The sequence below is a fragment of the Pseudomonas algeriensis genome, assembly GCF_048847255.1.
Classification (GTDB): Bacteria; Pseudomonadota; Gammaproteobacteria; order Pseudomonadales; family Pseudomonadaceae; genus Aquipseudomonas.
Map to the genome: position 1 here is coordinate 255,505 of NZ_JBKKRK010000002.1, position 21,975 is coordinate 277,479.

The 21,975-nt window shown below is 60.6% G+C and carries 18 protein-coding genes; 17 read left to right on the forward strand and 1 reads right to left on the reverse strand.

Going from position 1 to position 21,975, the window contains the following annotated elements:
• Positions 1–38 precede the first annotated feature (38 nt).
• The 15 genes from bamA (at position 39) to ispD (ending at position 18,808) form a co-directional block, all read left to right on the forward strand.
• Positions 39–2,414, forward strand: a complete 2,376-nt coding sequence (gene bamA / locus ACLK1G_RS04025) for an outer membrane protein assembly factor BamA (RefSeq protein ID WP_420764241.1) — start codon at positions 39–41, stop codon at positions 2,412–2,414.
• A gap of 45 nt (positions 2,415–2,459) precedes the next feature.
• Positions 2,460–2,963 (forward strand): OmpH/Skp family outer membrane protein, encoded by a 504-nt coding sequence (locus ACLK1G_RS04030; RefSeq protein ID WP_003184901.1) that lies wholly within the window; start codon positions 2,460–2,462, stop codon positions 2,961–2,963.
• 3 nt (positions 2,964–2,966) lie between these two features.
• Positions 2,967–4,022 carry a UDP-3-O-(3-hydroxymyristoyl)glucosamine N-acyltransferase gene (gene lpxD, locus ACLK1G_RS04035; protein ID WP_420764242.1) on the forward strand — a complete coding sequence of 352 codons (1,056 nt, stop codon included), beginning with the start codon at positions 2,967–2,969 and terminating at the stop codon, positions 4,020–4,022.
• 111 nt (positions 4,023–4,133) lie between these two features.
• Positions 4,134–4,574, forward strand: coding sequence for a 3-hydroxyacyl-ACP dehydratase FabZ (gene fabZ, locus ACLK1G_RS04040; RefSeq protein WP_003184897.1), 441 nt, complete (start codon positions 4,134–4,136; stop codon positions 4,572–4,574).
• Positions 4,571–5,347, forward strand: a complete 777-nt coding sequence (lpxA, locus tag ACLK1G_RS04045; protein WP_420764243.1) for an acyl-ACP--UDP-N-acetylglucosamine O-acyltransferase — start codon at positions 4,571–4,573, stop codon at positions 5,345–5,347. The genes fabZ and lpxA overlap by 4 nt, the downstream gene beginning before the upstream one ends.
• 2 nt (positions 5,348–5,349) lie before the next feature.
• The gene (gene lpxB / locus ACLK1G_RS04050; protein ID WP_420764244.1) at positions 5,350–6,480 is read left to right on the forward strand and encodes a lipid-A-disaccharide synthase; all 1,131 of its coding nucleotides are present in this window, start codon (positions 5,350–5,352) and stop codon (positions 6,478–6,480) included.
• Positions 6,481–6,491: 11 nt separating this feature from the next.
• Complete coding sequence (gene rnhB, locus ACLK1G_RS04055; RefSeq protein ID WP_420764449.1) at positions 6,492–7,136, forward strand: ribonuclease HII; 645 nt, start codon at positions 6,492–6,494, stop codon at positions 7,134–7,136.
• A gap of 239 nt (positions 7,137–7,375) precedes the next feature.
• Positions 7,376–10,897 (forward strand): DNA polymerase III subunit alpha, encoded by a 3,522-nt coding sequence (gene dnaE, locus ACLK1G_RS04060; protein ID WP_420764245.1) that lies wholly within the window; start codon positions 7,376–7,378, stop codon positions 10,895–10,897.
• Positions 10,898–11,047: 150 nt separating this feature from the next.
• Complete coding sequence (locus ACLK1G_RS04065; protein WP_420764246.1) at positions 11,048–11,995, forward strand: acetyl-CoA carboxylase carboxyltransferase subunit alpha; 948 nt, start codon at positions 11,048–11,050, stop codon at positions 11,993–11,995.
• A gap of 132 nt (positions 11,996–12,127) precedes the next feature.
• Positions 12,128–13,429 (forward strand): tRNA lysidine(34) synthetase TilS, encoded by a 1,302-nt coding sequence (gene tilS, locus ACLK1G_RS04070; RefSeq protein ID WP_420764247.1) that lies wholly within the window; start codon positions 12,128–12,130, stop codon positions 13,427–13,429.
• Positions 13,430–13,728: 299 nt separating this feature from the next.
• Positions 13,729–15,360 carry a CTP synthase gene (pyrG, locus tag ACLK1G_RS04075; RefSeq protein ID WP_420764248.1) on the forward strand — a complete coding sequence of 544 codons (1,632 nt, stop codon included), beginning with the start codon at positions 13,729–13,731 and terminating at the stop codon, positions 15,358–15,360.
• Positions 15,361–15,364: 4 nt separating this feature from the next.
• Positions 15,365–16,210 carry a 3-deoxy-8-phosphooctulonate synthase gene (kdsA, locus tag ACLK1G_RS04080; RefSeq protein WP_122565457.1) on the forward strand — a complete coding sequence of 282 codons (846 nt, stop codon included), beginning with the start codon at positions 15,365–15,367 and terminating at the stop codon, positions 16,208–16,210.
• A gap of 154 nt (positions 16,211–16,364) precedes the next feature.
• A complete protein-coding gene (eno, locus tag ACLK1G_RS04085; protein ID WP_258631378.1) occupies positions 16,365–17,654 on the forward strand; it encodes a phosphopyruvate hydratase in 1,290 nt (429 codons plus the stop codon).
• Between the two features lie 171 nt (positions 17,655–17,825).
• Positions 17,826–18,104 (forward strand): cell division protein FtsB, encoded by a 279-nt coding sequence (gene ftsB / locus ACLK1G_RS04090; protein WP_420764249.1) that lies wholly within the window; start codon positions 17,826–17,828, stop codon positions 18,102–18,104.
• Positions 18,101–18,808 (forward strand): 2-C-methyl-D-erythritol 4-phosphate cytidylyltransferase, encoded by a 708-nt coding sequence (gene ispD, locus ACLK1G_RS04095; protein WP_420764250.1) that lies wholly within the window; start codon positions 18,101–18,103, stop codon positions 18,806–18,808. Before ftsB ends, ispD begins: the two co-directional genes overlap by 4 nt.
• A gap of 152 nt (positions 18,809–18,960) precedes the next feature.
• Here the strand turns inward: ispD and ACLK1G_RS04100 are convergent, their stop codons facing one another.
• Positions 18,961–19,857: a LysR family transcriptional regulator gene (locus tag ACLK1G_RS04100; protein WP_420764251.1), complete on the reverse strand. Its 897-nt coding sequence runs from the start codon at positions 19,855–19,857 to the stop codon at positions 18,961–18,963.
• 107 nt (positions 19,858–19,964) lie between these two features.
• On the opposite strand from ACLK1G_RS04100, the gene ACLK1G_RS04105 reads away from it, so the two are divergent.
• Both ACLK1G_RS04105 and fghA read left to right on the forward strand, forming a co-directional pair.
• Entirely contained in the window at positions 19,965–21,077 is a 1,113-nt protein-coding gene (locus tag ACLK1G_RS04105) for an S-(hydroxymethyl)glutathione dehydrogenase/class III alcohol dehydrogenase (RefSeq protein ID WP_420764252.1), read from the forward strand.
• Between the two features lie 8 nt (positions 21,078–21,085).
• Positions 21,086–21,931, forward strand: coding sequence for an S-formylglutathione hydrolase (gene fghA / locus ACLK1G_RS04110; RefSeq protein WP_420764253.1), 846 nt, complete (start codon positions 21,086–21,088; stop codon positions 21,929–21,931).
• The last annotated feature ends 44 nt before the right edge of the window (positions 21,932–21,975 follow it).

A 21,975-nucleotide genomic window follows, 5' to 3' on the forward strand; every position in this document is an offset into this window, starting at 1 on the left:
CAGTTTGTTTATTGCCAGTTGGAATAAGAAAGGACTTCATGAAACGTCTGCTGCTAACTGCGGTTCTCACCGTATTGATGATCGCCGAAGTTCACGCCGAGTCCTTCACTATCTCTGATATTCGCGTCAACGGCCTCCAGCGGGTTTCCGCAGGTAGCGTCTTTGGTGCCTTGCCGCTGAACGTCGGCGAGCAGGCGGATGATCGGCGCCTGGTGGAATCCACTCGTGCGTTGTTCAAGACCGGCTTCTTTCAAGATATCCAGCTGGGCCGCGACGGCAATGTCCTGGTCATCACGGTCGTCGAGCGCCCTTCGGTCGCCAGTATCGAGATCGAGGGCAACAAGGCGATTTCCACTGAGGACCTGATGAAAGGCCTCAAGCAATCCGGCCTGGCCGAAGGCGAGATCTTCCAGCGCGCCACTCTCGAAGGTGTGCGTAACGAGCTGCAGCGCCAGTACGTCGCCCAGGGTCGCTATTCGGCCACCGTCGACACCGAAGTGGTGCCGCAGCCACGCAACCGCGTCGGCCTGAAGGTCAACATCAACGAAGGCACCGTGGCGGCCATCCAGCACATCAACGTGGTGGGCAACACGGTTTTTCCGGATGAAGACCTGATCGACCTGTTCGAGCTCAAGACCACCAACTGGCTGTCGTTCTTCAAGAACGACGACAAGTACGCCCGTGAAAAACTTTCCGGTGACCTGGAGCGCCTGCGTTCCTACTACCTGGACCGTGGCTACATCAACATGGATATCGCTTCGACCCAGGTGTCCATTACGCCGGACAAGAAGCACGTCTACATCACCGTCAACGTCAACGAAGGCGAGAAGTACACCGTTCGTGACGTCAAGCTCAGTGGTGACCTGAAAGTCCCTGAAGACCAGGTGAAATCACTCTTGCTCGTGCAGAAGGGCCAGGTGTTCTCGCGCAAGCTGATGACCACCACGTCCGAGCTGATCACCCGTCGCCTGGGTAACGAGGGTTATACCTTCGCCAACGTCAACGGCGTGCCGCAGCCGCACGATGAAGACCATACCGTCGACATCACCTTCGCCGTGGATCCGGGCAAGCGTGCCTACGTCAACCGCATCAACTTCCGTGGCAACACCAAATCCGAAGATGAAGTGCTGCGTCGTGAAATGCGCCAGATGGAAGGCGGTTGGGCGTCGACCTACCTGATCGACCAGTCCAAGACCCGTCTGGAACGCCTGGGCTTCTTCAAGGAAGTCAACGTCGAGACCCCGGCCGTACCGGGCGTCGATGACCAGGTGGATGTGAACTACAGCGTTGAAGAACAAGCTTCCGGCTCGATCACCGCCAGCGTCGGTTTCGCCCAGAGCGCGGGCCTGATCCTGGGTGGGTCGATCACCCAGAACAACTTCCTGGGCACCGGTAACAAGGTCAGCCTCGGCCTGACCCGAAGCGAGTACCAGACCCGCTACAACTTCGGCTACGTGGACCCCTACTGGACCGCCGACGGCGTGAGCCTGGGCTACAACGCCTTCTATCGCACCACCGACTACGACGAGCTCGATGCTGACATCTCCAGCTACGCCGTGGACAGCCTGGGTGCGGGTGTGAACGTTGGTTACCCAATCAGCGAGACTTCGCGCCTTACCTTCGGCCTCACCGCGCAGCAGGACAAGATCAACACCGGTCGCTACACCGTTGACGAGATTTTCGATTTCGTCGAGAAGGAAGGCGATAACTACCTGAACTTCAAGGCGTCTGTCGGCTGGTCCGAATCGACCTTGAACAAGGGCGTGCTGGCGACGCGCGGTCGGTCCCAGAGCCTGGTGCTGGAAACCACCACCCCTGGCAGTGACCTGTCGTTCTTCAAGCTCGATTACCGTGGCCAGTTGTTCCAGCCGTTGACCGACAACTACACCATGCGCCTGCACACCGAGCTGGGTTATGGCGATGGCTACGGTTCGACCGATGGCCTGCCGTTCTATGAGAACTACTACGCCGGTGGTTTCAACTCGGTCCGTGGTTTCAAGGACAGCACCTTGGGCCCGCGCAGTACGCCGAGCCGTGGCACCAACCCGGGGACCATCCGCGATCCGGACCAGGATCCGCTGCCGTTCGGTGGCAACGTGCTCATCCAGGGCGGCGCGGAAATCCTGTTCCCGATGCCGTTCGTCAAGGATCAGCGCTCCCTGCGTACCTCGGTATTCTGGGACGTGGGTAACGTATTCGACTCCAGTTGTGATGACACCACCAACGCTAACGGTACGAGTTCCAATACCAAGTGCAACGACATTAGCCTCAGCAACCTGGCCAGCTCCGTCGGTGTGGGCGTGACCTGGGTCACCGCGCTGGGCCCGTTGAGCTTCGCATTGGCGATGCCGATCAAGAAACCGGACGACGCTGAAACCCAAGTGTTCCAATTCTCCCTCGGCCAGACGTTCTAAGCGTCTGACCCAAGATAACGACAACGGATTTTGTAGGAGTACATCGTGCGTAAGTTGACTCAATTGGTTCTCCTGGCGACCGTGCTGGTCGCAGGCCCGGCTTTTGCCGACATGAAAATCGCCGTGCTGAACTATCAGATGGCCTTGCTGGAGTCCGACGCGGCGAAGAAATATGCCGTAGACGCCGAGAAGAAATTTGGCCCGCAACTGACCAAGCTCAAAGGCCTGGAAAGCAGTGCCAAAGGCATTCAGGACCGTCTGGTGGCCGGTGGCGACAAGATGGCCCAGGGCGAGCGCGAACGCCTGGAGCTTGAATTCAAGCAGAAGGCTCGTGACTTCCAGTTCCAGTCCAAGGAACTGAACGAAGCGAAAGCCGTGGCCGACCGTGAAATGCTCAAGCAGCTCAAGCCGAAACTCGACAGCGCCGTGGAAGAAGTCATCAAGAAAGGTGGTTTCGACCTGGTGTTCGAGCGGGGCGCAGTGATCGATGTCAAACCTCAATACGACATCACGCGCCAGGTCATCGAGCGCATGAACCAGCTGAAGTAATCCATGACAGCGACTATCAAGCTCGGCCAATTGGCTGAGTTCCTCGGCGCCACCCTGCGTGGCGACCCGGAGAAGGTCATCACTGGGCTAGCCACTTTGCAAGAGGCTGGCCCAGCTCAGTTGAGCTTCCTGGCAAATCCCCAGTACCGCAAATACCTGGCTGACAGCCGGGCTGCCGCGTTATTGCTCAAGGCTGGCGATGCCGAAGGGTTTGTCGGCGATGCGCTGATCGTGGCCGATCCGTACCTGGCGTACGCGCGAATTTCCCATCTGTTCGATCCCAAGCCCAAGTCGGCGGCAGGCATTCATCCCAGCGCGGTGATCGCGTCGGATGCCGTCGTCGATCCCTCGGCCAGTATCGGTCCCTTCGTCGTCATCGAAAGCTCGGCCCGGATTGGCGCCGGCGTGACGCTGGGCGCCCATTGCTTCATCGGTGCGCGTAGCGAGATCGGCGAGGGCGGTTGGCTGGCTCCGCGGGTCACCCTCTACCACGATGTACGCATCGGCAAACGGGTGGTGATCCAGTCCGGCGCGGTGCTGGGCGGTGAAGGGTTCGGTTTCGCCAATGAGAAGGGCGTCTGGCAAAAGATCGCCCAGATTGGTGGCGTGAGCGTTGGCGACGACGTGGAGATAGGCGTCAATACGGCCATCGACCGTGGCGCGCTGGCCGATACGGTCATCGGCAATGGCGTCAAGCTCGATAACCAGATCCAGATCGCCCACAACGTCCAGGTCGGTGATCACACCGCCATGGCGGCTTGTGTCGGCATTTCCGGCAGCACCAAAATCGGCAAGCACTGCATGCTCGCCGGCGGCGTGGGCCTGGTGGGCCATATCGATATTTGTGACAACGTATTCCTGACCGGGATGACCATGGTGACCCACTCGATTACCGAGCCGGGTGCCTATTCTTCCGGCACAGCCATGCAACCGGCTGCCGAGTGGCGAAAGAGCGCGGCGCGTATCCGCCAGCTCGACGACATCGCGCGGCGCCTCAAGCAGGTGGAAAAGCGTGTAGGGGACGTGACCCCTGGCGGTAATGCTTCATCAGATGGCTGATACCATTTCCATATCAAGTGTGCACAGCCGCTAGGCCCTGGCCTCCTTGATTTGCTAGCGGGGTGCGCGTCAATCGTGCGCTCCCAATCTTTACATAGGCTTCCCCCCGAAATGATGGACATCAACGAGATTCGCGAATACCTGCCTCACCGTTACCCGTTCCTGCTGGTGGATCGGGTCGTGGACCTGGATGTTGAAGGCAAGCGCATTCGCGCCTACAAGAATGTCAGCATCAACGAACCGTTCTTCAATGGCCACTTCCCAGCGCATCCAATCATGCCGGGCGTGTTGATCATCGAAGCGATGGCTCAGGCTGCCGGGATCCTTGGTTTCAAAATGCTCGACGTGAAGCCTGCCGATGGCACGCTGTATTACTTCGTCGGCTCCGACAAGCTGCGTTTCCGCCAGCCGGTGACCCCGGGCGATCAATTGATCCTCGAGGCCAAGTTCATCAGTTGCAAGCGCCAGATCTGGAAATTCGAATGCCAGGCTTCGGTCGACGGCAAGCCGGTCTGCTCCGCTGAAATCATCTGCGCGGAACGCAAGCTATGAGTTTGATTGACCCTCGCGCAATCATCGATCCGTCGGCCGTGCTGGCCGCCGATGTCGAGGTTGGCCCTTGGTCAATCATCGGCGCAGGTGTGGAAATCGGCGAGGGCACGGTGATCGGTCCCCACGTAATTCTCAAGGGCCCGACCCGGATCGGCCGGCACAATCGCATCTACCAGTTTTCATCGGTAGGCGAGGACACGCCCGATCTCAAGTACAAAGGTGAAGAAACCCGCCTGGTGATCGGCGATCACAATGTGATTCGCGAAGGCGTGACGATCCACCGTGGCACCGTCCAGGACCGTTCCGAAACGACGCTGGGCGATCACAACCTGATCATGGCCTATGCCCATATCGGTCACGACAGCATCATTGGCAACCATTGCATCCTGGTCAACAACACCGCGTTGGCCGGCCATGTGCATGTGGATGACTGGGCGATCCTGTCCGGTTTCACCCTGGTTCACCAGTATTGCCATATCGGTGCCCACAGTTTCTCCGGCATGGGCACCGCCATCGGCAAGGATGTCCCGGCCTATGTCACGGTGTTCGGTAACCCGGCCGAAGCCCGCAGCATGAACTTCGAAGGCATGCGTCGTCGTGGTTTCAGCGAAGAGGCGATCACGGCCTTGCGCCGCGCCTACAAGGTCGTCTACCGCCAGGGCCTGACGGTCGAGCAGGCGCTCGCCGAACTGGCCGAAGCGTCAGTGCAGTTCCCGGAGGTCGCGACATTCCGCGACTCCATCCAGTCTTCGACCCGCGGCATCACCCGCTGACCATGGCCAATCTGCGTATTGCGCTGGTAGCGGGAGAGGCTTCCGGTGACATCCTGGGTGCCGGCTTGATGCGCGCGCTCAAGGCGCAGCATCCCGCGGTCGAATTCATCGGTGTCGGCGGCCCGTTGATGCAGGCCGAAGGCCTGGAGTCCTACTTTCCCATGGAGCGGCTGTCGGTCATGGGCCTGGTGGAGGTGCTCGGGCGCTTGCGCGAGTTACTGGCCCGTCGCAAGAAACTGATCCAGACGCTGATCGAGGAGAAACCGGACGTCTTCATCGGCATCGACGCGCCGGACTTCACGCTCAATATCGAGCTCAAGTTGCGCCAGGCTGGCATCAAGACCGTGCATTACGTCAGCCCGTCCGTCTGGGCCTGGCGGCAAAAGCGGGTGCTGAAGATTCGCGAAGGCTGCGACCTGATGCTCACGCTGCTGCCATTCGAAGCCCGCTTCTACGAAGAAAAAGGCGTGCCGGTGCGGTTTGTCGGGCACACCCTGGCCGATACCATTCCCCTGGAGGCAGACCGCGCGGCGGCTCGCCAGGCATTGGGCCTGCCGGAAGGGCCGCTGGTGGCGTTGATGCCTGGCAGCCGGGGCGGCGAGGTCAGTCGCCTGGGCGGGTTGTTCTTCGACGCCGCCGAACGGATGCGGACGATGCGTCCCGATGTCAGGTTTGTTCTTCCTTGTGCCAGCCCGCAGCGGCGCGGCCAGCTTGAAGCCTTGCTGGCCGGGCGCGATTTGCCGGTGATGCTGCTCGACGGTCAGTCCCACCAAGCGCTGGCCGCCTGCGATGCCGTGTTGATTGCCTCTGGCACTGCTACCCTTGAGGCGTTGTTATACAAACGCCCAATGGTGGTCGCGTATCGTTTGGCGCCGCTGACGTTCTGGATTCTCAAGCGCATGGTCAAGAGCCCTTACGTTTCCTTGCCGAATCTTCTGGCCCAGCGCTTGCTGGTACCCGAGCTGCTTCAGGACGACGCAACCGCCGAGTCGCTGGCCAATACGCTGTTGCCCCTGATCGACGGCGGCGAGGAACAGACCCGGGGCTTTGACGAAATCCACCGCACCTTGCGACGCGATGCGTCCAACCAGGCTGCGGAGGCTGTATTGACCCTGATCGGCAAGAAACAATGAGCAACGTAAAGCTGCAGATGGGCCTGGATTTCAACCTGGTCGCCGAGGTGGAACAGCTTGTCGCCGGTGTCGATGAAGTAGGACGCGGCCCGTTGTGCGGCGCGGTGGTAACGGCGGCGGTGATTCTCGATCCGACACGGCCGATTCTGGGTCTCGATGACTCGAAGAAACTCACCGAGGCCCGTCGCGAAAAGCTTTATGACGAAATCTGTGAGAAAGCCTTGAGTTGGTGCATCGCCCGGGCCGAAGTCGAAGAGATCGATGAACTCAATATCCTGCACGCCACCATGCTCGCCATGCAGCGTGCGGTGCACGGGCTGCATGTCACGCCGAAGCTGGCGATGATCGACGGCAATCGCTGTCCGAAACTGTCGATGCGCGCCGAGGCGGTCATCCAGGGCGACGGCAAGGTTCCGGCCATCGCAGCCGCCTCGATCCTAGCCAAGGTCAGCCGCGACCGGGAAATGGCCGCGTTCGAATTGATCTACCCCGGCTACGGGATTGGCAGCCACAAGGGTTATCCGACCCCGGTGCATCTGGAAGCCCTGGCACGCCTTGGGCCGACGCCGATCCACAGGCGTTCGTTCGCGCCGGTTCGGCTGGCTTATGAAGCGCGTGGTGGGCTGATCGTGAGTAATCAGGCTCCCATTACATAAAGGCGAATGTGGATTTGTGGCGAGGGGATTTATCCCCGCTGGAGCGCGAAGCGGTCCTTTAGCTGACAACCCGTTGCCTGATGGGTTTTTGGGGCCGCTTCGCAGCCCAGCGGGGATAAATCCCCTCGCCACAAAAGTAGTGTGCGCATTTGCCTGACGGGATACACATGGCTGATGTTTTACCCAAGGCCCGGTACAATCCGGGCCTTGTTGTTTTCATGACTTAACGCAGGATCACTATGCCGGCTTCATTCGTTCATCTACGCCTGCACACTGAATATTCCCTGGTCGACGGTCTGGTGCGGATCAAGCCCCTGATCAAGACCCTGGTGGGCATGAACATGCCTGCCGTGGCGGTTACCGACCAGAACAACATGTGCTCGCTGGTCAAGTTCTACAAGAACGCCATGGGCGCCGGGATCAAGCCGATCTGCGGCGCCGACCTATGGCTGGCGAGCAAGGACCCGGATGCGCCGCTGAGCCGTATCAGCCTGCTGGTGATGAATGCCGTGGGCTACCGCAACCTCACCGAGCTGATTTCCCGCGGCTTTATCGACGGCCAGCGCAACGGCTCGATCATCATCGAGCGCGAATGGGTGGCCGAGGCCAGCGAAGGGTTGATCATGCTGTCGGCGGCCAAGGAGGGCGAGATCGGCCTGGCCCTGCTCAGCGGCAATACCGAAGAAGCCGAGCAGCTCGCTCGCGACTGGATGGCGGTGTTCCCGGATCGCTTCTACATCGAGGTGCAGCGCACCAGCCGTCCCAATGACGAAGAGCACCTGCACGCCGCCGTGGCCCTGGCCGACAAGCTCGGTGCGCCGCTGGTGGCGACCAACGACGTGCGATTTATCAAGCAAGAAGATTTCGAGGCCCACGAGACCCGCGTCTGCATAGGCGAGGGCCGCGCCCTCGACGACCCGCGTCGGCCGAAGAACTACAGTGACCAGCAGTACCTCAAGAGCGCCGAGGAAATGGCCGAGTTGTTCAGCGACCTGCCCGAAGCGCTGGAAAACACCGTCGAGATCGCCAAGCGCTGCAACATCGAAGTGAAGCTTGGCAAGCACTTTTTGCCCAACTTCCCGATTCCCGATGGCATGACCATCGATGAATATTTCCGCAAGGTCTCGTTCGACGGCCTCGAAGAACGGCTGAGCGTCCTGTTGCCCAAGGACACCACCGAAGATTACGAAGCCAAGCGCCAGGTCTATGTCGATCGGTTGAATTTCGAACTGGATATCATCATCCAGATGGGGTTCCCCGGTTACTTCCTGATCGTGATGGACTTCATCCAGTGGGCCAAGAGCAACGGCGTGCCGGTAGGCCCTGGCCGGGGGTCGGGCGCCGGGTCGCTGGTGGCCTACGTGCAGAAGATCACCGACCTCGACCCGCTGGAATATGACCTGCTCTTCGAACGTTTCCTCAACCCGGAACGGGTTTCCATGCCCGACTTCGACGTCGACTTCTGCATGGACGGTCGCGACCGGGTGATCGACTACGTGGCCGAGAAGTACGGCCGCAACGCGGTGAGCCAGATCATCACTTTCGGTTCCATGGCCGCCAAGGCTGTGGTGCGCGACGTGGCGCGGGTGCAGGGCAAGTCCTACGGCCTGGCGGATCGCCTGTCGAAGATGATCCCCTTCGAAGTCGGCATGACCCTGGAAAAAGCCTACGAGCAGGAAGAAATCCTGCGGGACTTCATCAAGGTCGACGAAGAGGCAGCGGAAATCTGGGAGATGGCCCGCAAGCTCGAAGGCGTGGTGCGTAACGTCGGCAAGCACGCCGGTGGCGTGGTGATCGCGCCGACCAAGCTGACCGACTTCTCGCCGATCTATTGCGATGAAGAGGGCGACGGCCTGGTCACCCAGTTCGACAAGGACGACGTCGAGGCGGCGGGCCTGGTGAAGTTCGATTTCCTTGGCCTGCGGACCCTGACCATCATCGACTGGGCGCTCAAGACCATCAACCGCGACCGGGCCAAGGTCGGCGAAGAGCCGCTGGACATTGCCTTCATTCCGCTTGACGACAAGCCGACCTACAGCCTGTTGCAGAAAGCTGAAACCACGGCGGTGTTCCAGCTTGAATCCCGAGGCATGAAGGAGCTGATCAAGAAACTCAAGCCCGACTGCCTGGAAGACTTGATCGCACTGGTGGCCCTGTTCCGTCCGGGCCCGCTGCAATCGGGCATGGTGGACGACTTCATCAACCGTAAGCACGGGCGCGCCGAGCTGGCCTATCCGCACCCCGACTACCAGTACGAGGGCCTCAAGCCAGTACTGGCACCGACCTACGGCATCATCCTGTATCAGGAACAGGTGATGCAGATTGCCCAGGTGATGGCCGGCTACACCCTCGGCGGCGCGGATATGCTGCGTCGAGCGATGGGTAAGAAAAAGCCCGAGGAGATGGCCAAGCAACGCGGCGGTTTCATCGAAGGTTGCGCAAACAACGGCATCGATGCGGACCTGGCGGGCAACATCTTCGACCTGGTGGAAAAATTCGCCGGCTATGGCTTCAACAAATCCCACTCCGCCGCCTATGGCCTGGTGTCGTACCAGACGGCATGGTTGAAAGCACACTACCCAGCGCCGTTCATGGCGGCGGTGCTCTCGGCGGATATGCACAACACCGACAAGGTCGTGACCTTGATCGAAGAAGTGCGGACCATGAAGCTGCGCCTCGACGCGCCGGACGTGAACGCTTCGGAGTTCAAGTTCACGGTGAACGACGAAGGCCGCATCATCTACGGCCTCGGCGCGATCAAGGGCGTGGGCGAAGGCCCGGTGGAGGCGATCACCGAAGCGCGCCAGGACGGGCCCTTCAAGGACCTGTTCGATTTCTGCGCCCGGGTCGACCTCAAACGTATCAACAAGCGTACCCTCGACGGGCTGATCCGCAGTGGCGCCCTGGACCGTTTGGGCCCGTACTTCCATGACGAGCCCAAAGCCTACCAGGCCAACATCGACCGCAACCGCGCGGTGTTGCTGGCGGCGATGGAAGAAGCGATCAAGGCCGCCGAACAGACGGCCCGCACCCACGACAGCGGCCACGCCGACCTGTTTGGCGGGTTGTTCGTCGAGGAAGACGCCGATGTGTATGCCAATCATCGCAAGGCCAAGGAGCTGACCCTCAAGGAGCGCCTCAAGGGCGAGAAAGACACCTTGGGTCTGTACCTCACCGGTCACCCGATCGATGAATACGAAGGCGAGATCCGCCGCTTCGCCCGTCAGCGCATCATCGACCTGAAGCCGGCACGCGACACGCAAACGGTCGCCGGCATGATCATCGCCCTGCGGGTAATGAAAAACAAAAAGGGCGACAAGATGGGCTTCATCACCCTCGACGACCGCTCTGGGCGTATCGAAGCGTCATTGTTTGCCGACGCGTTCCATTCGGCGCAGTCGTTGCTGCAGACGGATGCGATGGTCGTGGTGGAAGGGGAGGTCAGCAATGATGACTTTTCCGGCGGCCTGCGGTTGCGGGTCAAACGCGTAATGAGCATGGAAGATGCCCGCACCAACCTGGCCGAGAGCCTGCGGCTGAAGTTGCAGACCCAGGATCTGAAGGGCGATCAGCTACGCTGGTTGGGTGAATTGTTCAAGCGTCATCGCGGTGCTTGCCCGATTACCATGGAGTACGTGCGCCCCGACGCCAAGGCCGTGCTGCAGTTTGGCGAGGGGTGGCGGATCGACCCGGCGGATGCGTTGATTCAAGCCTTGCGTGACCAGTTCGGCAAAGACAACGTCTTCCTCCAATACCGTTGACGGCCAGGGGCCACTCCCGCACCCGGAGCGCCCCTGACCTCGACTCGAATTTTTAATCTCGACCTGAACGCGCCTCTCCCTTAAGGTAGGGCGCGAATAGACAACCGGCCGGCCCAAGCTCTCTTGGACGTCGACCCAAGACGGACGCCTATGAACCCGAATTTTCTAGATTTCGAACAGCCGATCGCCGACCTGCAAGCCAAGATCGAAGAGTTGCGCTTGGTCGGTAACGACAATTCGCTGAATATCGGCGATGAAATCTCTCGGCTGCAGGACAAGAGCCGCACGCTGACCGAAGACATCTTCGGCAAGCTGACCAGCTGGCAGATCGCGCGTCTGGCGCGTCATCCGCGTCGTCCCTACACCCTGGACTACATTGAACACATCTTCACCGAGTTCGATGAGCTTCACGGCGACCGTCATTTCTCCGACGACGCCGCGATTGTCGGTGGTGTCGCCCGCCTGGACGACCAGCCAGTGATGGTGATCGGTCACCAGAAGGGCCGCGAAGTGCGCGAGAAGGTGCGTCGCAACTTCGGCATGCCGCGTCCGGAAGGCTACCGCAAGGCTTGCCGCCTGATGGAAATGGCCGAGCGCTTCAAGATGCCGATCCTGACCTTCATCGACACCCCAGGCGCCTATCCGGGCATCGACGCTGAAGAGCGCAACCAGAGCGAAGCGATCGCCTGGAACCTGCGCGTGATGGCGCGCCTGAAGACCCCGATCATCGCCACCGTGATTGGTGAAGGCGGTTCTGGCGGTGCGTTGGCCATCGGTGTCTGCGACCAATTGAACATGCTGCAATATTCCACCTACGCGGTGATTTCGCCGGAAGGTTGCGCTTCGATCCTCTGGAAAACCGCCGAGAAGGCACCGGATGCCGCCGAAGCCATGGGCATCACCGCCGAGCGCCTCAAGGGCCTGGGCATCGTCGATAAAGTGATCAACGAGCCAGTGGGCGGCGCCCATCGCGATCCGGCCGCAGCAGCGGCGCTGATTCGCGCTGAACTGAGCTCGCAGTTGTCTATGCTCAAAACCTTCGACAACGACGCGCTGCTGGCCCGTCGCTATGAGCGCTTGATGAGCTACGGTCTCTGATCTGATTGCAATACCTTGTGGGAGCGAGCCTGCTCGCGATAGCGATTTAACATTCAACTCCTGAGTTGACTGAGACACCGCCATCGCAAGCAAGCTCGCTCCCACAGTTGTTTATGCCCTAGGCTGACTCCTATGAACTCAAACACGGATCTGCCCAACCGGCTTCTCGCTCAGTTATCTGACTGGCGCAACGCGTCCACCTGGCGCATCGCCTTCTCCGGTGGCCTCGACTCCACCGTCCTGCTGCACCTGCTCGTTTCCCTGGCAAAAAGCCAGGTCCTGCCGCCCCTCAGCGCCATCCATGTCCACCATGGCCTCCAGGCCGTGGCCGAGGCGTGGCCGGAACATTGTCGCCGGGTCTGCGAGGCCCTTGGGGTACCGCTGCAAGTGATCAGCGTTGAGGTCCGGCCCGGCGCCAGTGTCGAGCGCGCTGCACGGGATGCGCGTTACATGGCTTTCATCGCGGCGACGCAGAACAACGAAGTGCTGCTCACGGCCCAACACCGGGACGACCAGGCCGAAACCCTGTTGTTTCGTTTGCTGCGCGGGGCCGGGGCGCGGGGCTTGTCGGCAATGCCGAGGCGGCGGCCCTTGGGGCAGGGGCATTTGCTGCGACCATTGCTCGATGTCTCCCGGGCGGAACTGGAAGCCTATGCCAGGCGGCATGGCTTGAGCTGGGTCGAAGATCCCTCCAATGACGATCATCGTTACGCCCGCAATTTCCTGCGGCAGCGGGTCTTTCCAGTCTTGTCCGAGCAGTGGCCCCAGGCGTCGCTGACCCTGGCCCGCAGCGCCGCGCACCTGAGCGAGGCGCAAGGCTTGCTGGACGAGTTGGCGCAGATCGACCTGGCGCGCGCCCTCACGCCGAATGCCTTCGATTGGCTCGGGCTGCGGTCCCTTGAAATGACATCTTTTCGGGCCCTGTCCCCCGCCCGGCAACGCAATGCGTTGAGTCATTGGCTGGCGCCCGTCACGAGGCTTCCCGACAGTGACCATTGGGTTGGCTGGGACTCGTTGCGTGATGCCAGGGACGATGGTCATCCTGTCTGGCGACTGGCCGATGGGGAAATACACCGGACCGGCGGACGCATCTGGTGGTTATCCGACCACTGGCTGCAGCCAGTCTCAGGCCCCGTTGAATGGCCTTGCGTGGATCAGCCTTTGGCCTTGCCGGGCAATGGCCGGGTGAGCTTGCGCGGCGAAGCCCCCCCGGGACCGCTTTGCGTTCGCTATCGCCGGGGCGGCGAAGTCATGGAATTGCCGGGTCGTGGGCACCGGGACCTCAAGCGTTTGCTCAACGAAAACAGCGTGCCGGCGTTCGTCCGTGGCCGTTTGCCGCTCCTGTACCGGGGCGAGCAATTGCTGGGGTTGGCCAATCTGAAGGGGTTCGATCGGGACGCCAGTGACCGTTGGCAACTCATTTGGCAGCCATGAAAGGCAAGATCTGGGTTTGAGCTGAAAGGGGCTTTCCGGTAGACTACGCTCCCTTCTTGATACAACTTCTGTGGATTCGCCTGAATTGCAGGAGTTGCCGATTACCAAGCAGTCTTTGCTGGGCGATTCCAAAAAATGTGTAGCGAGCAACGTACCGGTGATTTCACCTCCGGTCTGTCCCGACGCGGCGGTTTTTTTGAAAGGTGCACTGTGATTAATGCAGGTGATCGGGGGCTTCGGCCTTCCTTCGCTTTCCCCGGCGGCTCGGACCGCTTTAACGCAGACTTCTAGGGTTTTTCATGACGCGCTACATATTCGTCACGGGCGGTGTTGTTTCTTCATTGGGGAAAGGCATTGCCTCGGCTTCATTGGCGGCCATCCTGGAGGCGCGGGGACTTAAGGTCACCATGCTCAAGCTGGACCCGTACATCAACGTCGACCCGGGCACCATGAGCCCGTTCCAGCACGGTGAAGTGTTCGTTACCCATGACGGCGCCGAGACCGACCTGGACCTGGGCCACTACGAGCGGTTCATCCGCACGACCATGACCCAGAACAACAACTTCACCACCGGCCGTGTCTACGAGCACGTGCTGCGCAAGGAACGCCGTGGTGACTACCTGGGCGCGACCATCCAGGTCATCCCGCACATCACCGACGAAATCAAGCGCCGCATCATCAAGGGCGCCGGCGACGCGGACGTGGCGATGGTAGAGATCGGCGGTACCGTGGGCGACATCGAGTCCCAGCCGTTCCTCGAAGCCATCCGCCAGTTGCGTTTCGAAATCGGTGCCAAGCGCGCGATGCTGATGCACCTGACGCTGGTGCCGTACATCGCCACGGCCGGCGAAACCAAGACCAAGCCAACCCAGCACTCGGTCAAGGAACTGCGTTCCATCGGCCTGCAGCCGGACGTGCTGGTATGCCGCTCCGATCACCCGATCGATATGTCCTCGCGTCGCAAGATCGCCCAGTTCACCAACGTGGAAGAACGCGCGGTCATCGGCCTGGAAGACGCCGACACCATCTACAAGATCCCGGGCATCCTGCACTCCCAGGGCCTCGATGATTTCGTCGTCGAGCGCTTCGGCCTGCAATGCGCCAGCGCGGACCTGTCTGAGTGGGAGGCCGTGGTCGATGCCAAGCTCAACCCGGAGCACGAAGTCACCATCGCCATGGTCGGCAAGTACATGGAGCTGCTGGACGCCTACAAGTCGCTGATCGAGGCGATGAGTCATGCCGGCATCAGCAACCGCACCAAGGTCAACCTGCGCTACATCGACTCCGAAGACATCGAGAACCAGGGCACCGGCCTGCTCGAAGGCGCCGATGCGATCCTCGTGCCGGGCGGCTTTGGCCTGCGCGGCGTGGAAGGCAAGATCACCGCAGTGCAATACGCTCGTGAAAACAAGGTGCCGTACCTGGGCATCTGCCTCGGGATGCAAGTGGCGGTCATCGAGTTTGCCCGTAACGTGATGGGCTGGAAAGACGCCAACTCCACCGAATTCGATCGCGCCAGTGGCCACCCGGTCGTGGGCCTGATCACCGAGTGGGAAGACGCCACCGGTGCCGTCGAAGTGCGTACCGAAAGCTCCGACCTGGGCGGCACCATGCGCCTCGGCGCACAGGAATGCCTGCTCGAAGCCGGCTCCAAGGTGCACGACTGCTACGCCAAGGATGTCATCGTCGAGCGCCATCGCCACCGCTACGAAGTGAATAACAACCTGCTGCCTCAACTGATCGAAGCCGGCCTGAAGATCTCCGGTCGTTCCGGTGACGGCGCGCTGGTCGAAGTGGTCGAAGCTGCCGACCATCCATGGTTCGTGGCCTGCCAGTTCCACCCGGAGTTCACTTCGACACCGCGTGACGGTCACCCGCTGTTCAGCGGTTTCGTGAAAGCCGCTTTGGCTCAACACCAGAAAAAGGCATAAGACGATGGCCCAGAAGATCATCCGCGTCGGCGACATCGAGATTGCCAACGACAAGCCCATGGTGCTGTTTGGTGGCATGAACGTGCTGGAAAGCCGCGACATGGCGATGCAGGTCTGCGAAGAATACGTGAAGGTGACCCAGAAGCTGGGTATCCCTTACGTCTTCAAGGCCAGCTTCGACAAGGCCAACCGTTCGTCGGTCACCTCCTACCGTGGCCCCGGCCTGGAAGAAGGCATGCGGATCTTCCAGGACATCAAGCAAGCGTTCGGCGTGCCGATCATCACCGACGTCCACGAGCCGGCCCAGGCCGCGGTCGTCGCCGAAGTGTGCGACATCATCCAGTTGCCGGCCTTTCTGTCGCGCCAGACCGACCTGGTGGTCGCGATGGCCAAGACCGGCGCGGTGATCAATATCAAGAAAGCCCAGTTTCTCGCGCCCCAGGAAATGAAACACATCCTGAGCAAATGTGAAGAGGCCGGGAATGACCAATTGATCCTCTGCGAGCGTGGTTCGAGCTTCGGCTATAACAACCTTGTCGTGGACATGCTCGGCTTCGGCATCATGAAGCAGTTCGAGTACCCGGTGTTCTTCGACGTGACCCACGCGCTGCAAATGCCCGGCGGTCGCTCCGATTCCGCCGGCGGTCGTCGCGCCCAGGTGACCGACCTGGCCAAGGCCGGCATGAGCCAGTCTCTGGCTGGCCTGTTCCTTGAAGCCCACCCTGATCCCGACAATGCCAAGTGCGACGGCCCTTGTGCCTTGCGCTTGAACAAGCTGGAACCTTTCCTGTCTCAGCTCAAGTCGCTGGATGAGCTGGTCAAGGGTTTTCCGACGATAGAAACCGCGTAACGCGGTTTTCTCCGGTAAAGTACCGCTCGATCAATGCTCTGGCCTGCGGGCCGGGCGTTGTCGTCGGCGAGCCTGCCCGCTGCTCTTTACCCCCCGACCGTAAAAGTTTTCTTCTCGCTGCGTCGTTTTCGTCAACTTTGGAGTGTTTACAACAATGGCAAAAATCGTCGACATCAAAGGTCGTGAAGTTCTCGACTCCCGTGGCAACCCCACTGTCGAAGCGGACGTGCTTCTCGACAACGGCATCATCGGCAGCGCCTGCGCGCCGTCCGGTGCTTCCACTGGCTCGCGCGAAGCGCTGGAGCTGCGTGATGGCGACAAGAGCCGTTACCTGGGCAAGGGCGTGCTGAAAGCCGTCGCCAACATCAACGGTCCGATCCGCGACCTGTTGCTGGGCAAGGACCCTGCCGACCAGAAGGCCCTCGACCAGGCCATGATCAAGCTCGACGGCACCGAAAACAAAGCCACCCTGGGCGCCAACGCGATCCTTGCAGTGTCCCTGGCCGCCGCCAAAGCCGCCGCTCAGGACCAGGACCTGCCTTTGTACGCCCACATTGCCAACCTCAACGGTACGCCAGGCGTGTACTCGATGCCGGTGCCAATGATGAACATCATCAACGGCGGCGAACATGCCGATAACAACGTCGACATCCAGGAATTCATGGTGCAGCCGGTTGGCGCCAAGTCCTTCTCCGAAGGCCTGCGCATGGGCACCGAGATTTTCCATCACCTCAAGGCTGTGCTGAAGGCCCGTGGCCTGAGCACCGCCGTGGGTGACGAAGGCGGTTTCGCACCGAACCTGGCGTCCAACGAAGACGCCCTGAAAGTGATCTCCGAAGCCGTGGCCAACGCTGGCTACAAGCTGGGCACCGACGTGACCCTCGCCCTGGACTGCGCGGCCAGTGAGTTCTTCGAAGACGGCAAGTACAACCTGTCCGGCGAAGGCCAGGTGTTCACCGCCGAAGGGTTCGCCGACTACCTCAAGGGCCTGACCGAGCGCTATCCGATCATTTCCATCGAAGACGGCCTGGACGAGTCCGACTGGGCTGGCTGGAAAATCCTCACCGACAAGATCGGCGAGAAAACCCAGCTGGTGGGCGACGACCTGTTCGTGACCAACACCAAGATCCTGAAAGAAGGCATCGACAAGAAGATCGCCAACTCGATCCTGATCAAGTTCAACCAGATCGGCACCCTGACCGAAACCCTGGAAGCCATCCAGATGGCCAAGGCTGCCGGCTACACCGCCGTGATCTCCCACCGCTCCGGTGAGACCGAAGACTCGACCATTGCCGACCTGGCCGTGGGCACCGCGGCGGGCCAGATCAAGACCGGTTCGCTGTGCCGCTCCGACCGCGTTTCCAAGTACAACCAACTGCTGCGCATCGAAGAGCAGTTGAACGGCAAGGCCAAGTACAACGGTCGCGCCGAGTTTCGCGGTTAAGCGGTAAATGGTAAAAAGACAGCGGATTGCGTCGCAACAATTACCAACGCGGTGGTTTTGCCTCTAATCTGATGCCTTATCAAGCACAAGCCTGGATCTTCCAGGCTTCGTGCTATCAGACGCTTCAAAGTTTGGCATGGCGGTCTTTTTTCACTGGATACCTGATATTCGATGCGCAGTCCCAATTGGTTGTTTCTCGTCTTGCTCCTGTTGCTGGCCGGCCTGCAGTACCGCCTGTGGGTGGGCAATGGCAGCCTGGCGCAAGTGGCCGAGCTGAATCAGCAGATTGCCGACCAGCACGCCGAAAACGAGGCATTGCTGGAGCGCAATCGGGTGATGGACGCCGAAGTGATGGAACTGAAGAAAGGCATGGAGACCGTCGAAGAGCGGGCTCGCCATGAATTGGGCATGGTCAAGGAGGGCGAAACCCTCTACCAGTTGGCCCAATGAGCATTCGTCCACCGGCCTTCTGGGCCGTGATTCCTGCCGCGGGCGTTGGTGCTCGCATGGCCGCGGACCGACCCAAGCAATACCTTCAACTGGGCGCACGCACAATTCTTGAACACAGCCTCGGCTGTTTCCTCGATCACCCGACCGTCAAGGGCGTGGTGGTCAGCATTGCACACGACGATCCCTATTGGCCGACCCTGGCCTGCGCCAGCGATCCCCGGATCCAGCGGGTGGACGGCGGCGAGCAGCGTTCGGATTCGGTCCTCAATGCATTGCTGCACTTACACGAACAGGGCGCCGACGATTTCGATTGGGTGTTGGTTCACGACGCTGCGCGTCCCAATCTTGCCCGGGTCGACCTGGATACGTTGCTCCATGAGCTGGCGAACGACCCGGTCGGTGGCCTGCTGGCCGTCCCGGCTCGCGACACCCTCAAGCGCGCCGACAAGCATGGCCGTGTGTTGGAGACCGTCGATCGCAGCGTGATCTGGCAAGCCTATACACCGCAGATGTTCCGTCTTGGCGCCTTGCACCGGGCCCTGGCCGACAGCCTGGTGGCCGATGCCGTGATAACCGATGAAGCGTCCGCCATGGAGTGGGCGGGGCAAGCGCCTCGGCTGATTGAGGGGCGGGCGGATAACATCAAGGTCACCCGGCCGGAAGACCTTGAGTGGTTGCGCCAGCGGTGGGCGAATCGGCGTTAAGCGAGCAATGGAGGCGTCTTCAGGATCGCCATCGCGAGCAGGCTCGCTCCCACAAGGGATGTTGTCTGTACGCAAAGTTTGTATCCGCTGAAGATCCACTGTGGGAGCGAGCCTGCTCGCGATAGCAATCGATCAGGCAATATAAACCAGCGTTACCCCCGATACTCCGGCCGCTCAGCCAGCCCTTCCTTCAAGTAATCCACCAACTTGCGCACCTTCGGCGACAGATGTCGCTGCTGCGGATAAAGCGCCCACACCGCCGTGTTTGGGGGCTGATGGGCTTCCAGCAACGAAATCAACGCACCGCTGTGCAGATGCTCCAGCACGTAATAATCCGGCAACTGGCACAACCCCACGCCCTGCAACGCAGCGTCCAGCACCGCTTGCCCGCTGTTGCAGCGCCAGTTTCCCTGCACCCGCTGGGAAAATTCCCGGCCGTTCTGCTCCAGTTGCCAGATGTCGGAGCTGCCGATCAGGCAGTTGTGGCGGCTCAGTTCCGACAAGCTATGGGGCCGACCATAACGTTCCAGGTAGGACGGCGAAGCGCAAAGGTACATCCGCCGCGGTGCCAGGCGCGTGGCTACCAGCCGTGAGTCCTGCAAGCGGCCGAGGCGAATCGCCAGGTCCAGGCCTTCATGCACCAGGTCCAGCGCGCGATTGCTCAGCTCGATGTCCACCCGTAACTGTGGATAGATCCCCATGAACCGCGTCACCAATGGCACGATGAACCGTTCACCGTAGGCAACGGCACAGGTCAGGCGCAGCATGCCCTTGGGTTCGCTGGCAAGATCACCGACGGCCCGCAATGCTTCCTCGCGCCCATCCTGCAAGCGCTGGCAATGCTGCAAGAAGGTCTGCCCGGCTTCGGTCAGCGTTACCCGACGGGTACTTCGATAAAGCAAGCGTGTCTGCAGGCGCTCCTCAAGCCGTACGATTTGTCGACTGATATGGGAAGACGACACACCGAGACGTTCGGCTGCGGCGGTGAACTGGCTGCATTCGGCCACAGCCACGAACTCATCGATGCCTTCCCAGCGGTTGTCTGACATGGCTGATTATCCCTATATGGCAATAATGTTTTGCTTTCGGCTGGATTATTCAGTTTCCGGCATAGGATTACACTCCCTGTCTCGTTTTATTTTGCTGGAGTATCCGGATGATCAAGTCACGCGCTGCCGTTGCCTTCGAGGCCAAGAAACCCCTGGAAATCGTTGAAGTCGACGTGGCCATGCCCAAGGCGGGCGAAGTGCTGTTGCGCGTGGTGGCTTCGGGCGTTTGTCACACCGATGCCTACACGCTGTCCGGCGCTGACCCGGAAGGGATCTTCCCCTCGATTCTTGGCCATGAAGGCGGCGCCATTGTCGAAGCCATCGGCGAGGGTGTGACATCGGTGGCGGTGGGTGACCATGTGATCCCGCTGTACACCCCGGAGTGCGGCCAGTGCAAATTCTGTAGGTCGGGCAAGACCAACCTCTGCCAGGCCATCCGCGCCACCCAGGGCAAAGGCCTGATGCCGGACGGTACTTCGCGCTTTTCCTACAAGGGCGAGACGATTTTCCACTACATGGGTACGTCGACGTTCTCTGAATACACCGTGCTGCCGGAAATCTCCGTAGCGAAGATCCAGAAAGATGCGCCCCTGGAAAAGGTCTGCCTGCTGGGTTGCGGCGTTACCACCGGCATCGGCGCCGTGTTGAACACCGCCAAGGTCAAGCCGGGTGACACCGTGGCGATCTTCGGCCTGGGCGGTATCGGGCTTTCGGCCGTGATCGGTGCCGTGAAGGCCAAGGCCGCGCGCATCATCGCCATCGACATCAACCCGGCCAAGTTCGAAATCGCCAAGCAGCTGGGCGCCACCGATTGCGTCAACCCGAAAGATTTCGACCGTCCGATCCAGGAAGTCATCGTCGACATGACAGACGGCGGCGTGGACTTTTCCTTCGAGTGCATCGGCAATGTGCAGTTGATGCGTGCCGCCCTGGAATGCTGCCATAAAGGTTGGGGCGAATCGGTGATCATCGGCGTGGCCGGGGCCGGCCAGGAGATCGCCACCCGTCCGTTCCAACTGGTAACCGGACGCGTCTGGCGCGGTTCGGCGTTTGGCGGCGTGCGCGGTCGCAGCGAACTGCCGAGCTACGTGGACATGGCTGAAAAGGGCGAGATCCCGCTGGATACCTTCATCACTCACACCATGGGCCTGGAGGACATCAACAAGGCATTCGACTTGATGCATGAAGGCAAGAGCATCCGTACCGTTATTCATTTTTGAGGTCGGTCATGAGCCTGGAAAACATTTCCTGCCAGAAGAGCTTCGGCGGCTGGCACAAGCGTTACCGGCACCGCTCCGAAGTGCTGGGTTGCGACATGGTCTTCGCCGTGTATCTGCCGCCGCAAGCGGAGCAGGGCGGTAAGTTGCCGGTGCTGTACTGGTTGTCCGGTTTGACCTGCACGGACGAAAATTTCATGCAAAAGGCCGGCGCCCAGCGCATGGCCGCCGAGTTGGGCTTGATCATCGTCGCGCCGGACACCAGTCCCCGTGGCGCCGAAGTGCCCGGTGATCCGGACGGTGCGTGGGACTTCGGCCTGGGGGCAGGGTTCTATCTGAACGCCACGCAGGATCCTTGGGCGCGACACTATCGGATGCATGACTATGTCGTGCAGGAATTGCCGGCGTTGGTCGAAGCGCATTTCCCTGCTTCGGATAAGCGTGGCATCAGCGGTCATTCCATGGGCGGTCATGGCGCGCTGGTCTGCGCCTTGCGCAACCCCGGGCGTTACCGTTCGGTGTCGGCCTTTTCTCCGATCAACAATCCGATGGATTGCCCGTGGGGACAGAAAGCGTTCGCCCGCTACCTTGGGGAAGACCGTTCGAAGTGGCGCGAATGGGATGCCTGTGCGTTGATCGCCGAAGCGGGAGAAAAGCTGCCACTGTTGGTGGACCAGGGCGACCGCGACGATTTCCTCGCCAGCCAGCTCAAGCCCGAAGCCTTGCAGCAGGCGGCCAAGGCGGCCGATCATCCGTTGGAGTTGCGTCTGCAACCTGGCTATGACCACAGCTACTTCTTCATTGCCAGCTTCATCGATGAACACTTGCAACATCATGCACGCGCCCTGAACGGCTAATGCAGGTAGAATCACGCCCTGACAAAAATCGGGGCGTTTTTTTT

Excerpts from the sequence above, each read along its gene's own strand:
- lpxD (WP_420764242.1), top strand. The coding sequence starts at position 2,967 with ATGACAGCGACTATCAAGCTCGGCCAATTGGCTGAGTTCCTCGGCGCC.
- lpxA (WP_420764243.1), top strand. The coding sequence starts at position 4,571 with ATGAGTTTGATTGACCCTCGCGCAATCATCGATCCGTCGGCCGTGCTG.
- lpxB (WP_420764244.1), top strand. The coding sequence starts at position 5,350 with ATGGCCAATCTGCGTATTGCGCTGGTAGCGGGAGAGGCTTCCGGTGAC.
- ispD (WP_420764250.1), top strand. The coding sequence starts at position 18,101 with ATGAGCATTCGTCCACCGGCCTTCTGGGCCGTGATTCCTGCCGCGGGC.
- eno (WP_258631378.1), top strand. The coding sequence starts at position 16,365 with ATGGCAAAAATCGTCGACATCAAAGGTCGTGAAGTTCTCGACTCCCGT.
- ftsB (WP_420764249.1), top strand. The coding sequence starts at position 17,826 with ATGCGCAGTCCCAATTGGTTGTTTCTCGTCTTGCTCCTGTTGCTGGCC.
- tilS (WP_420764247.1), top strand. The coding sequence starts at position 12,128 with ATGAACTCAAACACGGATCTGCCCAACCGGCTTCTCGCTCAGTTATCT.
- ACLK1G_RS04100 (WP_420764251.1), bottom strand. The coding sequence starts at position 19,857 with ATGTCAGACAACCGCTGGGAAGGCATCGATGAGTTCGTGGCTGTGGCC.
- pyrG (WP_420764248.1), top strand. The coding sequence starts at position 13,729 with ATGACGCGCTACATATTCGTCACGGGCGGTGTTGTTTCTTCATTGGGG.
- fghA (WP_420764253.1), top strand. The coding sequence starts at position 21,086 with ATGAGCCTGGAAAACATTTCCTGCCAGAAGAGCTTCGGCGGCTGGCAC.
- ACLK1G_RS04105 (WP_420764252.1), top strand. The coding sequence starts at position 19,965 with ATGATCAAGTCACGCGCTGCCGTTGCCTTCGAGGCCAAGAAACCCCTG.
- fabZ (WP_003184897.1), top strand. The coding sequence starts at position 4,134 with ATGATGGACATCAACGAGATTCGCGAATACCTGCCTCACCGTTACCCG.
- bamA (WP_420764241.1), top strand. The coding sequence starts at position 39 with ATGAAACGTCTGCTGCTAACTGCGGTTCTCACCGTATTGATGATCGCC.
- dnaE (WP_420764245.1), top strand. The coding sequence starts at position 7,376 with ATGCCGGCTTCATTCGTTCATCTACGCCTGCACACTGAATATTCCCTG.
- kdsA (WP_122565457.1), top strand. The coding sequence starts at position 15,365 with ATGGCCCAGAAGATCATCCGCGTCGGCGACATCGAGATTGCCAACGAC.
- ACLK1G_RS04065 (WP_420764246.1), top strand. The coding sequence starts at position 11,048 with ATGAACCCGAATTTTCTAGATTTCGAACAGCCGATCGCCGACCTGCAA.